Raw genomic sequence first — 14965 nt, 5'->3', positions numbered from 1 at the left:
CCCTCCCTCAGAGCCCGAGCGCGCGGCGCCGCTCGGCCGCGAAGCCCTGCACCAGCCGGTCGGCGATCAGCGCCAGCAGCGCCATCGCCGCCCCGGCCGAGACGCCGAGCCCGAGATCGGCCTTGCCGAGCGCGATGTAGATCGCCTGGCCGAGCCCGGTGGTGCCGATCAGCGCCGCGATCACCAGCATGGCGAAGGCGTAGAGGATCGTCTGGTTCAGCCCGAGCAGCATCGAGGGCGCGGCATAGGGGATGCGCACGTCGCGCAGCATCTGCCAGCGGGTCGCGCCCGAGGCGGTGGCGGCCTCGACGAGATCTGCCGGCGTCGAGACGATGCCGTGGCGGGTGTAGCGGATCATCGGCACCACCGCATAGGCGCAGATCGCCAGCAGCGCGGAGAACTCGCCGATCTGGAAGAACATCAGCATCGGGATCAGGAACACGAAGAGCGGGATCGTCTGCAACGTGTCGCAGACCGGGCGCAGCACCCGCCAGGCCAGCGGGCTGACCGCCGCCAGCAGGCCCAGCGCGCCGCCGACGCAGGCGCAGATCAGCACCGCCGCGCCGGAGAGATAGATCGAGAGCATCGCCCGGTCCCAGAGCCCGGCCGCCGCCATCGCGAGGAAGGACAGCCCGGCGAAGGCGGCCAGCCCCCAGCCGCCGGCGCGCCAGCCGAGCGCCGCCGCGGCCACCACCACCGCCGGCCAGGGCAGCTGCGTGATGCCGACCAGCATCACCGCGGTGCCGGCGAGCAGCACCGTCGCCGCCACCAGCCAGCCGCGCCACAGCATCAGCGCCGCGCCGGCGCCGGCCAGCCCCAGCAGCCAGGCGCTCATCCCGCGGTCCCAGGTGAAGCCCCAGGTGAACGGCAGCACCGCGTCGTCGAGCCCGATCCGCAGCGGCAGCAGCCCGTAGAACATCGCGGTGTTCTTCACCTGGTCGAGCGCCGCGCCGTTGGCCTTGGTGAACTCGGTGAGCCCGGCATCGACATAGGCCGCCACCGGGTCGAGCAGGTCGATCTCGGCGGCGCCGGGGATGATCCCGGTGGTCCAGGAGACCAGGCCGGCCAGCACCGACACGCCCAGCACGGCGCGCGCGATGCGCGGGTCGCCGCGGCGCTCCGGCTCGGCGAGGGCGGCCGACATCCGGTCGATCAGCATGGCGAAGACCACGATCACCATGCCGGCCAGCAGCGCCTGCCCGAACCAGGCCTTGCGCATGGTCAGCAGCACGGTCCAGCCGATATCGTCGAAACCGCCGATCACCGCGGCGATGATCACCATCGAGAGCGCCGCCATCACGCACTGGTTGACGCCGACGAGGATCTGCCCCATCGCCGCCGGAATGTCGATCTCGACGATGCGCTGCCAGCGGCTGGTGCCGATCATCCGCGCCGCCTCGCGGATCTCGGGGTCGACCCGCTCGAGCCCGAGCAGCACGTTGCGCGCCATCGGCGGCGCGGCATAGATCGCCGAGGCGATCAGCCCGACGACCGGGCCGAAACCGAAAAGCACCAGCAGCGGCGTGAGATAGGCGAAGGTCGGCACCGTCTGCATGATGTCGAGCACGGTCTGCAGCGCGGCCCGGATCCGCCGCATCTCGAAGGCCAGCACGCCGATGCCGAGCCCGAGCGCCAGCGCCAGCGGCACCGAGACGGCGACCAGCGCCAGCGTGTTCATGCTCTCGGTCCAGTAGCCCGAGGCCAGCACGAAGCCGAGGCTGGCCACCGTGAGCGCCGCCATCCAGGGCCCGCCGACCCAGAGCCCGAGCGCCACGAAGCCGCCGAAGGCCAGCGGCCAGGGCGCCTCGGCGAGCAGCCATGTGGTGCCCGCCATCGGCCAGGCGAGGGCGCCGGAGACCAGCCGCGCCGCCGGCTTGATCAGGTCGAGGAACCAGCCGAGGCCGCTGCCGACCCGCTCGGTCACCGGCAGCACCCAGGCGTCGGGCCAGGCCGCGACCCAGGGCAGCAGCGGCGCCAGCAGCGCCGAGACCAGCCCGGCCAGCACCACGACAAGCGCCGTGCGCTCGCCCGGGCCGAGGCGCCAGGCCGGAGCCGCCAGCGCGGCGGCAGGGCTCTCGGCCAGGCTCATGGCGCCACCGCGCCGAGCGCGCGCACCAGATCGTCCGGCCGCATGGTGCCCACCACGCGCCCGTCGCCATCGGTCACCCGGTGCGGCGAGAGATCCGCGGCGCAGGTGGCGAGCGCGTCGTCGAGGCTCATCGCCGTGGCCAGCGCCGGGCCCCGGCAATCCTCGCCGCCGCCCTCGCCGCCGGCCCCGACCGGCTGCATGATGCTCGCCACCGTCATCATCTTGCCGCGCGGGATGTCGCGGGCGAACTCGGCGACATAGTCGTCCGCCGGGTGCAGCACGATCTCCGCCGGGGTGCCGATCTGCACGATCTCGCCGTCGCGCATGATGGCGATGCGGTCGGCCAGCTTCAGCGCCTCGGCGATGTCGTGGGTGATGAAGACGATGGATTTCCTGAGCCCCGACTGCAGGCGCAGGAACTCGTCCTGCAGCTGGCGCCGGATCAGCGGGTCGAGCGCCGAGAACGGCTCGTCGAGGAACCAGATCTCCGGGTCCACCGCCAGCGAGCGGGCGATGCCGACGCGCTGGCGCTGCCCGCCGGAGAGCTCCCGCGGATAGGCGCCCTCGCGCCCGGCAAGGCCGACCAGCTCGATCACCTCGAGCGCGCGCGCCGCCCGCGCCGCCGCCGGCTGGCCCTGCACCTTCAGCGGATAGGCGACGTTCTCCGCCACCGTCATGTGCGGGAACAGGCCGAAATGCTGGAACACCATGCCCATCTTGCGCCGGCGCAGCGCCACCATGCGCCGCGGCGGCGCGGCGATGATGTCCTCGCCGGCGATGCGCACCGCCCCGGCCGTCGGCTCGAGCAGCCGCGACAGGCAGCGGATCACGGTGGACTTGCCGGAGCCCGAAAGCCCCATCACCACGAAGAGCTCGCCCGCCTTCACGTCGAAGGAGATCCCGCGCACCGCCGGGATCAGCCCCTGGTCATGCAGCCGCCCGGCGATCCGTGCCGGGCTGCCGCCGCCGCTCCGGGCGCTGTCGAGCTGGCGCCGCGCCCGCTCGCCGAAGACCATCCAGAGATCCTCGCAGGCGATCGCCGGGGCGGCGCCTGCCGCGTTCGTCACCGCCATCGCCTCAGTTCACCGCGGCGTCGACGACCGGTTTCCACTTCGCCTCGTTGGCCGCCATCCACTCGGCGACGACCTCCTCGACCGAGCGGCCGTCCACGTCCACCGCGCCCATCAGCGGCTGCTGGTCCGCGGTCGAGAGCTGGTAGCTCTCGAGGATCTCGTAGGCCGCCGGCCATTTCTCGGCAAAGCCCGCCCAGCCGGCCTTGAAGATCCGCGTCGGGATGAAGTCGCAGTCGAAGGTGGCGTCCGGGTTCGGCCCCCAGGCGGGGTCCTCGTAGCAGGCCGGCTCGCCCACCGGCAGCTCGACGAAGCGCACGTCATAGGCCGACATCGCCCAGTGCGGCTGCCAGAACAGGATCAGCAGCGGCGACTTCTTCTCGCTCGAGGCCCGGAGCTCGGCGATCAGCGCGCCCTCGGAGCCCGCCGGCACCGCCTTGTAGGGCAGGCCGAGGCCCGCGATCCGGTCGGCGCCCGGGGTGCCCCAGTCGGCCGGATAATCGACCAGCCGGCCCATCGGCAGCGTCTCGGCGGTGGCGAACATCGGCGCGCAGGCGGCCAGCGCCTCCCAGGCCGGCAGGCCGGGGCAGAGCTCCTCGACATGGGCGGGATAGGCAAAGCCCTCCTTGGCATCGAGCCCGAGGCCCGAGATGTCGACCACCTTGCCCTCGGCTTCCAGCTCGCCGAACAGCTCGGAGACGTTCGAGGTCCAGACCTCGAGCGCGGCGTGGATCTCGCCGTCGGCCATCGCCTGGTACATGTTCATGTAGCCGGCGGTGACGTATTCCACCTTGTAGCCGGCCGCCTCCAGCATCTGCCCGCCGATATGGGTGCTCACGTGCTGGCCGGTCCATTCGTTGATCGCCAGCTTGATCGGCTCGTCCACCGCGCCGAGCTCGGCCGCCTCCGCGGCGCCGAGGCCGAGCGCGAGCGCCGGACCGGCCAACAACGCAAAGCTTTTCCGGGTCATGCGGTTATCTCCCTGTGTGATCTGTCGTCTGTGTTCTCGCATGGCTGCAGGAATCAGAGTTGCACAGCTGCCGCAACAGACCTAACATTTTCCGTCATCGAGTTGACGAGGAGCGCCTTATGGCCGGGCAGGCCGCCCCGCTCGACATCGCCGTCATCGTCACGCCGGGCTTCAACATGGCCGCGACGGTGGGTTTCCTCGATCCGCTGCGCGCGGCGAACTACCTGAACGGCGGCGCGCTGTTCCGCTGGAGCCTGCATTCGGTGGCGGGCGGCGAGGCCGCCGCGAGCAACGGGCTGGCGCTCTCCACCCGGCCGCTGGCCGAGGCCACCGCGGCGCCGGACATCGCGGTGATCTCGTCGAGCTGGACCCCCGAGGCATTCTACGGCGCACCGCTCGACGGGGTGCTGCGGCGCTGGCTGCGCTTCGGCGCCAAGCTCTGCGGGCTCGACACCGGCGGCTTCCTGCTGGCCAATGCCGGGCTGCTGACGGGGCGCCGCGCCACGGTGCATTACGAGCATATCGACGCCTTCGCCGAGCTCTTCCCCGATGTCACCGTCACCGAGGATCTCTATGCCATCGACGGCGACCTGATGACCTGCTGCGGCGGCGCCGCGGCCGGCGACCTGGCGCTGCAGGTGCTGCGCGCGGCGGCCGGCGACGCGGTGGCCAATGCCGCGGCGCGCTATGTCTTTCACGAGCGGATGCGGGCCGAGGGCGCGCCGCAGCTGCCCGAGCCCACCGAGCCCTTCGGCGCCACCGCGCCGACCCGCCTGCGCAAGGCGATCCGCATCATGGAGGCCAATCTCGAGGAGGTGCTGGCGATTCCCGAGATCGCCGCCCGCGCCGGGCTCTCGCAGCGCCAGCTCGAACGCCTGTTCAACCAGACCGTCTGCAAGTCGCCCCAGCGCTATTACAGCGACATCCGCCTCGATCGCGCCCGCGGGCTGGTGACGCAGACCGACATGCCGCTGCGCGAGATCGCGCTGGCCTGCGGCTTCGCCAGCCCGGAGCATTTCAGCCGCGCCTACCGCGCCCGCTTCGGCATCTCGGCGCGGTCCGACCGGGTGAAGGGCCGCATCCCCTTCGAGTTCCGCGCCTGGCCGATGCATCCGCGCCCCGGCCTGCGCTGAGGCAGGCCGCGCGCGGTCTGGCGCCGGCGCTGATCCGGCGCGGCGCCCGGTGTCGGATATCGTCAACTGGGCGGCGAGCCGCGCTAGCCCGTGGGCCCCGTCCGGATGGATCGTGGTGCAAAGCCAAGCCCCGGGAGGGACCCCGCCATGACCGAACAGATCACCGCCCAGCGCCTCGCCGAGATCCGCGCCGGCTACCATGCCGACCCGGCGCGCTCCCATTCCCTGCGCGCCGAGGCCTATACCGACCCGGCCTGGTATGCCCACGAGGCCCGCACGATCTTCGCCCGCAGCTGGCAATGGGTCTGCCATGTCGAGAAGCTGCGCGCGCCCGGCAGCTACATCGCCATCGAGGTCGCCGGCCGCCCGGTGATCGTGCTGCGCGACCGCGAGGGGGAGCTGCGCGCCTTCTACAACGTCTGCAAGCACCGCGCCCACGAGCTGCTGCGCGGCGAGGGCCAGACCACGCGGATCATGTGCCCCTATCACGCCTGGGTCTACGACCTCACCGGGCGCCTGCGCCGCGCGCCGGAGACCGAAAGCCTGCACGACTTCATGCCGGGCGAGATCTGCCTCGACGCGGTGCAGGTCGAGGCGTTCTGCAGCTTCGTCTACGTGAACCTCGACCCGGAGGCACCGCCGCTGGCCGAGATCTCCGGCGATCTCGGCACCGAGATCCGCCACTGGGCGCCGGATCTCGACCGGCTGACCTTCGCGCACCGGCTGACCTACGACATCCGCTCCAACTGGAAGAACGTCGTCGACAACTTCCTCGAATGCTACCACTGCCCGACGGCGCACAAGGACTTCTGCACGCTGGTCGACATGGACACCTACCGGGTGACCACCCACGGCATCTATTCCAGCCACATGGCCGAGGCCGGCAAGGGCGCCAACACCGCCTATGCCACCGACAACGCCACCGTGAAGGACCATGCGGTGTGGTGGCTCTGGCCCAACACCTGCCTGATGCGCTACCCGGGCCGGGGCAACTTCATCGTGATGCACATCATCCCCGTCGGCCCCGACCGCACGCTGGAGACCTACGACTTCTTCTTCGAGACGGCGGAGAAGCTGCCCGCCGAGACCGAGGCGATCCGCTATATCGACGAGGTGCTGCAGGCCGAGGACATCGCGCTGGTCGAGAGCGTGCAGCGCGGCATGAACACCCCCGCCTTCACCCAGGGCCGGATCGTCCACGACCCCGACGGCTCCGGCAAGTCGGAACACGCGGTGCATCATTTCCACGGGCTCGTGCTCGACGCCTATGCTAGGGCAGGGGCATGAGACGCGGCACGATGAAACCGATGCACTACCAGCCTCCGCCGGGGCGCCCCTGAGCCGTTCGCACTGCAACGTCCTTCAGGGAGAGAGACATCGTGACCCCACCGAACATCGTCCTCGTGATGGCCGACCAGCTCGCGCCGCAGTTCACCGGCGCCTATGGCCATCCGCTGGTGCGCACGCCGCACATGGAGGCGCTGGCCGCCCGCGGCGCCCGCTTCGACGCGGCCTATTGCAACGCGCCGCTCTGCGCGCCCTCGCGCTTCTCCTTCATGTCGGGCCAGCACGTCACCCGGATCGCCGCCTACGACAATGCGAGCGAGTTCCCGGCGGCGATCCCGACCTTCGCGCATTACCTGAGGCGCATGGGCTATCGCACCTGCCTGTCGGGGAAAATGCACTTCGTCGGCCCCGACCAGCTGCACGGGTTCGAGGAGCGGCTGACCACCGACATCTACCCCGCCGACCATGCCTGGACACCGGACTGGGAGCTGCCCGACGAGCGCATCGACAGCTTCTATCACAACATGGACGCGGTGCAGAACGCCGGCATGGCCGCCACCACCTTCCAGATCGAGTATGACGAGGAGACCGCCTTCTTCGCGCGCCGGCGGATCTTCGAATACGCCATGGACAAGGTGCGGCCCTTCGCCATGGTGGTGAGCTTCATCCACCCGCACGATCCCTATGTTGCGCGGCCCGAGTGGTGGAACCTCTACGACCACGACGCCATCGACATGCCCGGCAGCCCGCTGGCGACCGATCCGCATTCGCGGCGCCTGATGCACGGGATCGAGGCGGATGTCGCGGCCCCCGGCGAGGCGCAGATCCGCAACGCCCGGCACGCCTATTATGCCAACACCTCCTATTTCGACAGCAAGCTCGGCGCCATCGTGCAGGCGCTGGAGGAATCGGACCAGCTCGACAACACGGTGATCGTCGTCACCGCCGATCACGGCGACATGCTGGGCGAGCGCGGGCTCTGGTACAAGATGACCTTCTTCGAGCATTCCGGCCGGGTGCCGCTGATCATCGCCGGGCCGGGGATCGCGCAGGCCGAGATCGCCGCGCCGTGCTCGCTGGTGGACATCCTGCCGACCTTCCTCGACATCGCCGCGCAGGGCGGCGAGGCGCCGGCGCTGGGGATGCCGGTGGACGGGCGGTCGCTGCTGCCGATGGCCGCCGGCGGCCCGGAGGACGACGGCGAGGCGATCGGGGAATACTGCGCCGAATGCGCCTCGCACCCGGTCTTCATGATCCGCCGCGGGCGCTTCAAGTACATCCATTGCGATGTCGACCCGCCGCAGCTCTTCGACCTCGTGGCCGACCCGGCGGAGCTCGCCAACCTCGCCGAGGACCCGGCCCATGCCGCGGTCGCCGCCGGCTTCGCGGCGGAGGTCGCGCGGCGCTGGGATTCCGAGGCGATCCGCAGCCATGTGATCGCCACCCAGCGCCAGCGCCGCGCCGTGCATGCGGCGATGGAGGCCGGGCTCGTCACCTCCTGGGACTATCAGCCGAAGCGCGATGCGGCGACCGAGTTCGTGCGCAACAACGTCTCCTGGGACGATGTGCTGAACCGGATGCAGTATCCCGCGCCGGGCCGGCCGATGGGGGCGAAGCGATGAGCGGGCGGCTCGCGGGCAGGATCGCCCTCGTCACCGGCGGGCGCGGCGGCATCGGGCGGGCGATCTGCGCCCGCTTCGCCGAGGAGGGGGCGACGGTGATCGCGGCCGACCTCTCCGAGACCGGCTCGGTGGGCGATGCCGCCCCCGGCGCCTTCCAGCGGCTCGACGTGAGCTCCGAGGCCGAGGCCGAGGCGGCGATGGCGGCGGTGGCGGCCGGGCACGGCCGGCTCGACGTGCTGGTCAACGCCGCCGGGATCGAGATCGAGAAGACCATCGAGCAGACCTCGCTGGAGGACTGGAACCGGATCTTCGCGGTCAATGTCACCGGCACCTTCCTCGCCTCGAAGCACGCGCTGCCGCTGCTGCGCCGCTCCGCGGCGGCGGGCGGCGCGAGCATCGTGAATTTCGGCTCCTATGACGGTTTCATCGCCGATCCCGGGCTCGCCGCCTATTGCGCGACCAAGGGCGCGGTGCATGCGCTGACCCGGGCGATGGCCTGCGACCACGGGCCGGAGGGCATCCGGGTCAATGCGATCTGCCCGGGCTATGTCGACACGCCGATGCTGCAGAGCTTCTTCGCCGGCGAGGGCTCGGGCGGGCAGGGCGGCACCGTCGAGACGCTGGAGCAGGCGGTGCGCGACGTGCATCCGCTGCGCCGCTACGGCACCCCGCGCGACATGGCCAACCTGGTGCTCTGGCTGGCCTCCGACGAGGCCGCCTATGCCAGCGGCCAGCTCTGGGTGCTCGATGGCGGGCTCTCGGCGCAGGTCCAGCAGATGCGCACGTGATGGCCGATCTCGCCGCCTACGAGGCCCGCTCCGGCCGGTTCGAGCCGGTCTGGACGCTGGAGATCCAGACGCTGCCGGAGGACACCGACCGGATCCTCGACGCGGTGATGGCGGTGCACCCGCTCGCCTATGGCCGCTACCGCCGCAACGCCTCGATCTCCGCCGTGGGCCGGGAGACCGCGCAGCCCGAGCCCGGCTCCACCACCACCACCCACAAGGCGGGCTATCGGGCCGGCCGCACCGAGACCTATCCGATGGTCGAGCTCAAGATCTCGATCGAGCGCGACCTCGCGGTGCTGGAGCGGGTGATGGACGCGATCATCGGCGTGCATCACTACGAGCAGCCGGTGATCTTCCTGCGCGAGGCCTGGGCCAGCCGCGCCGCCTATGACCCGAATTCCGACAACCCCCACCGCTGGTGGAACAACGGCCGGGGCCTGCCCGAGCCGCTGGAGTGAGCCCATGGCAAAGCCCGTCATCATCACCTGCGCGCCCACCGGCGGCATCCACACGCCCACGATGTCGCCGCATCTGCCGGTCACGCCGGACGAGATCGCCGCCGCCAGCATCGCCGCGGCGGAGGCCGGCGCCGCGATCATCCACCTCCATGCCCGCAACCCCGAGCCGGGCGAGAGCTACGGCCGCCCGGACCACCGGCCCGAGACGTTCCAGCGCTTCCTGCCGCGCATCAAGCAGGCGACCGATGCGGTGCTCAACGTCTCCACCGGCGCCGGGCTCGGCATGAGCATGGACCAGCGCCTCGCCGCCGCCACCGCGGCCAGCGCCGAGATGGCCTCGCTCAACATGGGCAGCATGAATTTCGGGATCTTCCCGCTCCTGGAGAAGCATGCCGAGTGGCAGCACCCCTGGGAGCCGGAATTCCTCGGGATGACGAAGGACTTCATCTTCCCCAACACCTTCGCCACCATCGAATACGCGCTGCGCGAGCTGGGCGAGGGCCACGGCACCCGCTTCGAGTTCGAGTGCTACGATCTCGGGCACCTCTACAACCTGGCCTATTTCGTCGACAAGGGCATGGTTAAGCCGCCGTTCTTCATCCAGATGGTGTTCGGCATCCTCGGCGGCATGGGGGCCGAGCTCGACCACATGGTGCATCTGCACCGCACCGCCGAGCGGCTCTTTGGCGATGCCTACGAGTGGTCGGTGCTGGCCGCGGGGCGCCACCAGATGCCCTTTGCCACGCAGGCCGCGATGCTCGGCGGCAACCTGCGCGTCGGGCTCGAGGACAGCCTCTATATCGGCCGCGGCGAGCTCGCGACCTCGAACGCGCAGCAGGTCCGCAAGATCCGCGAGATCGTCGAGCATCTCGGGCTCAGCCTGGCGACGCCGGCCGAGGCGCGCGCCCGGCTCGGCCTCAAGGGCGGCGACCGGGTGGCCTTCTGATGGGAGAAACGACGATGACCATGCCGAACCGGCTGCTGATCGGCGGCGAGCTGACCCCGGGCGAGGGCGCGGCGCTGCCGGTGATCGACCCGGCCACGGGGGCCGAGATCGCCCGCATCGCCGAGGCCAGCGAGGCCCAGGTGGATGCCGCGGTGCGCGCCTCTGCGGCGGCCTTCGAGAGCTTCTCGCGCACCACCCCGGCCGAGCGCGCCGGGCTGCTGCTGGAGATCGCCGCGCTGATCGAGGCCCATGCCGAGGAGCTGGCGGCGCTCGAGAGCCTCGATGTCGGCAAGCCCTGGCCCTCGGCGCGCGACGACGAGATGCCGCTCACCATCGACGTCTTCCGCTTCTTCGCCGGGGCGGCGCGGACCATGTCCGGCTCGGCGGCAGGGGAATACGTCGCCGGGCACACCTCGATGATCCGCCGCGATCCGGTCGGCCCGGTGGCCGCCATCGCGCCCTGGAACTACCCGCTGATGATGGCCTCCTGGAAGCTCGCGGCGCCGCTCGCGGCGAGCTGCACGGTGACGCTGAAACCCTCCGAGGTGACGCCGCTCTCGACGCTGCGCCTCGCCGAGCTGCTGGCGGATGCGCTGCCGGCCGGGGTGCTCAACGTGATCCACGGCCGGGGGCCCGGCATCGGCCAGCGCCTGATCGACGCGCCGGAGGCCGAGGCGATCTCGGTCACCGGCTCGCCGGCCACCGGCATGGCGGCGATGCGCGCCGCCGCCGCGCGGATCGCCCACACCCATCTCGAGCTCGGCGGCAAGGCGCCGGTGATCGTCCTCGACGATGCCGATATCGGCGCGGTGGTCGAGACCCTGCGCGCCGGCGCCTTCTTCAACGCCGGGCAGGACTGCGCCCAGCCCTGCCGGGTGATGGCCTCCGCCGCGGTCCATGACCGGCTGGTCGCCGACACCGCCGCCGCCGTCGCAAGCATCCGCACCGGCGCGCCGCGCGAGGCCGGCACCGAGATGGGCCCCCTCGTCTCGGCGGCGCAGCGCGACCGGGTGGCCGGTTTCGTCGAGCGCGCGCGCGGCGGCGCCGAGGTGGTCACCGGCGGCGCGGCGGAGGATCGCGGCGGCTTCTTCTACCGCCCGACCGTGATCGCCGATGTCGACAATGCCGCCGAGATCGTCCGCGACGAGGTGTTCGGCCCGGTGGTGACGATCTCGCGCTTCGGCGACCCCGAGGAGGCGGTCGGCTGGGCCAATGGCTCGCGCTACGGGCTGGCCTCCTCGGTCTGGACCCGCGATGTCGGGCGCGCGATGGCGATCGCGGCGCGGCTGCGCTACGGCATGACCTGGATCAACACCCACGGCAAGGCGACGCCGGAGATGCCCTGGGCGGCGATGAAGGGCTCCGGCACCGGCTGCGACATGTCGGTCTATGCGCTCGACGCCTATACCTCGGTCCGGCATGTGATGGTGGCACACGGATGATGCTCAGGGGAAAGACGGCCGTCGTGACCGGCGGCGGGCGCGGGATCGGCCGCGCGGTGGTCGAGGCGCTGAGCGGCGCCGGCGCGCGGGTGATGACCTGCGGGCGCGGCGAGCGGCCCGCCGACCTGCCCGCGGCGATCGGCTGGGTGCGGGCCGACATGGCGCTGCCGGAGGATGTCGAGCGGCTGCGCGCCGCGACCGAGGCCGATTTCGGCCCCGCCACGATCCTCGTCAACAATGCCGGGGTGCAGGTCGAGAAGACCGTCACCGCCAGCACCGATGCCGACTGGGCGCTGGTGATCGGCGCCAACTGCCGCGGCGTCTTCAACACCTGCCGGGCGTTCATCCCCGGCATGGCCGGCGGCGGCGCCATCGTCAACATCGGCTCGATCTCCGGCAACCAGGCCGATCCGGAGATGGCGCTCTACAACGCCTCCAAGGCCTTCGTGCACGGGCTGACCCGCTCCGTCGCGGTGGATCACGGGCCGGCGGTGCGCTGCAACGCGATCTCGCCGGGCTGGATCATGACCGCGATGGCCGACGCCGCCTTCGACCTCGCGCGCGATCCCGCCGCGGCGCAGGCGGACGCGCTGGCCCGCCACCCCGCGGGCCGCTTCGGCCGGCCGGAGGACATCGCCGGGGCGGTGCTCTGGCTGGTCTCCCCCGCCGCCGGCTTCGTCACCGGCCAGTGCATCACCGTCGATGGCGGGCTGACCGCCGCATCGCCGCTCCAACCGGGATTGTTCTGATGTCCGAGACCACCACCGTCGCGATTCTCGGGGCCGGGGTGATCGGCGCGAGCTGGGCCGCGCTGTTCCTCGCCGCCGGCCACCGGGTCGCCATCCACGACCCAAGCCCCGATGCCGAGACCCTGGCGCGCCGCTATGTCGAGAGCGCCTGGCCGGTGCTGACCGCGCTCGGCCATGCCGGCGGCGACCCGGATGCGCTGCGCTTCCATGCCGATCCGGCGGAGGCCGTGGCCGGCGCCGCCTTCGTGCAGGAGAGCGTGCCCGAGCGCACCGCGATCAAGCACCCGCTCTATGCCCGCATCGAGCCGGCGCTGGCGCCCGGCACGCCGGTGGCCTCCTCCGCCTCCGGGCTCACGCTCTCCGAGCTGCAGGCCGGCTGGCAGGACCCGGCGCCGCTGGTGCTCGGCCACCCGTTCAACCCGCCGCATCTCATTCCGCTGGTCGAGGTGATGGGCAACGAGCGCACCGGCGCCGGCATGGTGGAGCGCGCCGAGGCGGTCTACCGCGCCGCCGGCAAGGTCACCATCAGGGTGCGGCGCGAGGTGCCGGGCCATGTCGCCAACCGGCTGCAGGCAGCGCTCTGGCGCGAGGCGATTCACCTCGTGACCTCCGGCGTCGCCAGCGTCGAGGATGTCGATACCGCGGTCTGGGCCGGGCCGGGGCTGCGCTGGGCCGCGATGGGGCCGACCATGCTGTTCGGCCTCGGCGCGGGCGCGGGCGGGCTGGCGGAGTTCTGCGCCCGCTACGGCGACAGCTTCCACCGCTGGTGGGACGATCTCGGCCAGCCCCGCCTCGATGCCGAGACCGCCCGCGCGCTGGCCGAGGGCGCCGCCGCGGAGGCCCGCGGCGAGAGCCCCGAGGCGCTCTCGGCGAGGCGCGACGCGCTGATCCTCGCGATGCTGCAGGCCACCGCGCCGCTGCGCTCCGGCGAGCCGCGCCCCAGCGAGCCGCCGGCCGGGGGCTGAGCCGCCGCGCCGTCGCCGGGCACGGCCGCCGCCGGGGCACGGGGTCCCGGCGGCGGCACGCATGGCGCGGTGCGCTGCGGCCTGCCGGATCGTCCGTCGATGGAAAGGGGAAACCGGTGGTGGGCGCGGCTGGGATTGAACCAGCGACCCCTACGATGTCAACGTAGTGCTCTCCCGCTGAGCTACGCGCCCCGACCGGTGGGGGAGGCTATACAGCCCCCGTCTCGCCTGTGCAAGGCCATATCAGCCGATAAAAAACAGGTGCCCGCGGCCACGGCGCGCACTAGATTGCGAGGCATGCAGGACCACCCGCCATTCGCCCTCTTCGAGCCCGACCGGCTGCGCAGCGCCGCCGTGTTCAGCTCGCCGCACAGCGGACGCGACTATCCCGAGACGCTGGTCGCGCGCTCCCGGCTCGACCTGCTGCGGCTGCGCGCCTCCGAGGACGCGCTGGTCGACCGGCTGTTCGAGACCGCGCCGCACGAGGGCGCGCCGCTGCTCTGCGCGCTGCTGCCGCGGGCCTGGCTCGACCTCAACCGCGCGCCCGGCGATCTCGACCCGGCGCTGATCGAGGGGGTGCAGCCCGCCGGCATCAACCAGCGCGTCGCGGCCGGGCTCGGCGTGGTGCCGCGCGTGGTCTCGGAGGGGCAGGAGATCTATCGCGGCAAGATCACCCGCGAGGAGGCCGAGGCGCGCATCGCCGATGTCCACGGCCCCTATCACGAGCGGCTGGCGGCGCTGCTCGCCCGCGCCCGGCAGCGCTTCGGCATGGCGGTGCTCTACGACTGCCACTCGATGCCCACCGAGGCGCTGCGTGCCGCGCCGCGCGTGCAGGGCAAGGCGCCGGAGATCGTGCTCGGCGACCGCTTCGGCGCCGCGGCGAGCCGCGAGGTGGTGACCCGGGTGCAGCTCGTCTTCGAGCGCGCGGGCTTCCGGGTGACGCGCAACGCGCCCTTCGCCGGGGGCTACATCACCCAGCGCTACGGCCGGCCCGGGCAGGGCATCCACGCGGTGCAGATCGAGATCGACCGCGGGCTCTATCTCGACCAGCGCCGGATCGAGCCGGGCAGCCGCTTCGCGGAGATCCGCCAGCGGCTCGGCGAGGTGGTCGCAACGCTCTGCGCCGATGCCGGCGCGGCGCCCGCGCTCGCCGCGGAGTAATCCCCGCGCAGCCTGCAGGGTGCCGGCGCCAGGGCGCTGCCGCGGGCCGGTCGCCGCCCTGCGATCATCCACAAAAAAAGGGGCCGGGTTGCCCCGGCCCAGTCTAAGGGAGGAAACGCCCAGGAAGGGCTGCGATACACCGTATCGCGAGTAAGAGATTATGTGTGCAGCGCAGCAAGATCAAGCGCGCAGCGGGAAAAACCGGGGAAAATGCGGCTTTTTCATGCAAACGGAAAGCAGCTTTGACGACATGCGTTAGCTTGCACAACCATTGTGCAGGAAACC

At 71.7% G+C, this 14965-nt stretch carries 13 protein-coding genes and 1 tRNA gene; 10 read left to right on the top strand and 4 right to left on the bottom strand.

The features are described from left to right. Window positions 1-7: 7 nt before the first annotated feature. Genes QSJ97_RS04505 through QSJ97_RS04495 form a run of 3 tightly spaced genes read right to left on the bottom strand, consistent with a single transcriptional unit; the run spans window position 8 to window position 4129 of the window. Window positions 8-2089, bottom strand: a complete 2082-nt coding sequence (locus tag QSJ97_RS04505; protein ID WP_285670422.1) for an ABC transporter permease — start codon at window positions 2087-2089, stop codon at window positions 8-10. Next, on the bottom strand, window positions 2086-3162 hold the full coding sequence (locus tag QSJ97_RS04500) for a quaternary amine ABC transporter ATP-binding protein (RefSeq protein WP_434220883.1): 1077 nt from the start codon (window positions 3160-3162) through the stop codon (window positions 2086-2088). Before QSJ97_RS04500 ends, QSJ97_RS04505 begins: the two co-directional genes overlap by 4 nt. Window positions 3163-3166: 4 nt before the next feature. After that, window positions 3167-4129: an ABC transporter substrate-binding protein gene (locus QSJ97_RS04495; RefSeq protein ID WP_285670420.1), complete on the bottom strand. Its 963-nt coding sequence runs from the start codon at window positions 4127-4129 to the stop codon at window positions 3167-3169. A gap of 119 nt (window positions 4130-4248) precedes the next feature. On the opposite strand from QSJ97_RS04495, the gene QSJ97_RS04490 reads away from it, so the two are divergent. The 9 genes from QSJ97_RS04490 to QSJ97_RS04450 all read left to right on the top strand — a co-directional run bounded on the left by QSJ97_RS04490 (window position 4249) and on the right by QSJ97_RS04450 (window position 13519). Further along, a complete protein-coding gene (locus tag QSJ97_RS04490) occupies window positions 4249-5262 on the top strand; it encodes a GlxA family transcriptional regulator (RefSeq protein ID WP_285670419.1) in 1014 nt (337 codons plus the stop codon). A gap of 147 nt (window positions 5263-5409) precedes the next feature. Continuing rightward, the gene (locus tag QSJ97_RS04485; protein WP_285670418.1) at window positions 5410-6549 is read left to right on the top strand and encodes an aromatic ring-hydroxylating oxygenase subunit alpha; all 1140 of its coding nucleotides are present in this window, start codon (window positions 5410-5412) and stop codon (window positions 6547-6549) included. 92 nt (window positions 6550-6641) lie between these two features. Beyond that, window positions 6642-8171, top strand: coding sequence for a choline-sulfatase (betC, locus tag QSJ97_RS04480; RefSeq protein WP_285670417.1), 1530 nt, complete (start codon window positions 6642-6644; stop codon window positions 8169-8171). Further along, window positions 8168-8959: an SDR family NAD(P)-dependent oxidoreductase gene (locus QSJ97_RS04475; protein WP_285670416.1), complete on the top strand. Its 792-nt coding sequence runs from the start codon at window positions 8168-8170 to the stop codon at window positions 8957-8959. Before betC ends, QSJ97_RS04475 begins: the two co-directional genes overlap by 4 nt. After that, window positions 8959-9417 carry a hypothetical protein gene (locus QSJ97_RS04470; RefSeq protein WP_285670414.1) on the top strand — a complete coding sequence of 153 codons (459 nt, stop codon included), beginning with the start codon at window positions 8959-8961 and terminating at the stop codon, window positions 9415-9417. Before QSJ97_RS04475 ends, QSJ97_RS04470 begins: the two co-directional genes overlap by 1 nt. Window positions 9418-9421: 4 nt before the next feature. Next, entirely contained in the window at window positions 9422-10363 is a 942-nt protein-coding gene (gene kce, locus QSJ97_RS04465) for a 3,5-dioxohexanoate:acetyl-CoA acetone transferase (protein ID WP_285670413.1), read from the top strand. A 14-nt stretch (window positions 10364-10377) separates the two neighbouring features. Next, a complete protein-coding gene (locus tag QSJ97_RS04460; RefSeq protein WP_352231052.1) occupies window positions 10378-11805 on the top strand; it encodes an aminobutyraldehyde dehydrogenase in 1428 nt (475 codons plus the stop codon). Continuing rightward, complete coding sequence (locus tag QSJ97_RS04455; RefSeq protein ID WP_285670412.1) at window positions 11802-12554, top strand: SDR family NAD(P)-dependent oxidoreductase; 753 nt, start codon at window positions 11802-11804, stop codon at window positions 12552-12554. Before QSJ97_RS04460 ends, QSJ97_RS04455 begins: the two co-directional genes overlap by 4 nt. Next, a complete protein-coding gene (locus QSJ97_RS04450) occupies window positions 12554-13519 on the top strand; it encodes a 3-hydroxyacyl-CoA dehydrogenase NAD-binding domain-containing protein (protein WP_285670411.1) in 966 nt (321 codons plus the stop codon). Before QSJ97_RS04455 ends, QSJ97_RS04450 begins: the two co-directional genes overlap by 1 nt. Window positions 13520-13636: 117 nt before the next feature. Here the strand turns inward: QSJ97_RS04450 and QSJ97_RS04445 are convergent. Further along, window positions 13637-13711 (bottom strand) — tRNA-Val (locus QSJ97_RS04445). A gap of 105 nt (window positions 13712-13816) precedes the next feature. Here QSJ97_RS04445 and QSJ97_RS04440 point away from each other — a divergent pair. Further along, window positions 13817-14680 carry an N-formylglutamate amidohydrolase gene (locus QSJ97_RS04440; RefSeq protein WP_285670410.1) on the top strand — a complete coding sequence of 288 codons (864 nt, stop codon included), beginning with the start codon at window positions 13817-13819 and terminating at the stop codon, window positions 14678-14680. Window positions 14681-14965 lie beyond the last annotated feature (285 nt).

The organism is Paralimibaculum aggregatum (assembly GCF_030270585.1).
Taxonomy (GTDB): Bacteria; Pseudomonadota; Alphaproteobacteria; order Rhodobacterales; family Rhodobacteraceae; genus Thermohalobaculum; species Thermohalobaculum aggregatum.
Note: the sequence above shows the minus strand (reverse complement) of the source record. Positions and strands in the feature narration are given on the sequence as shown.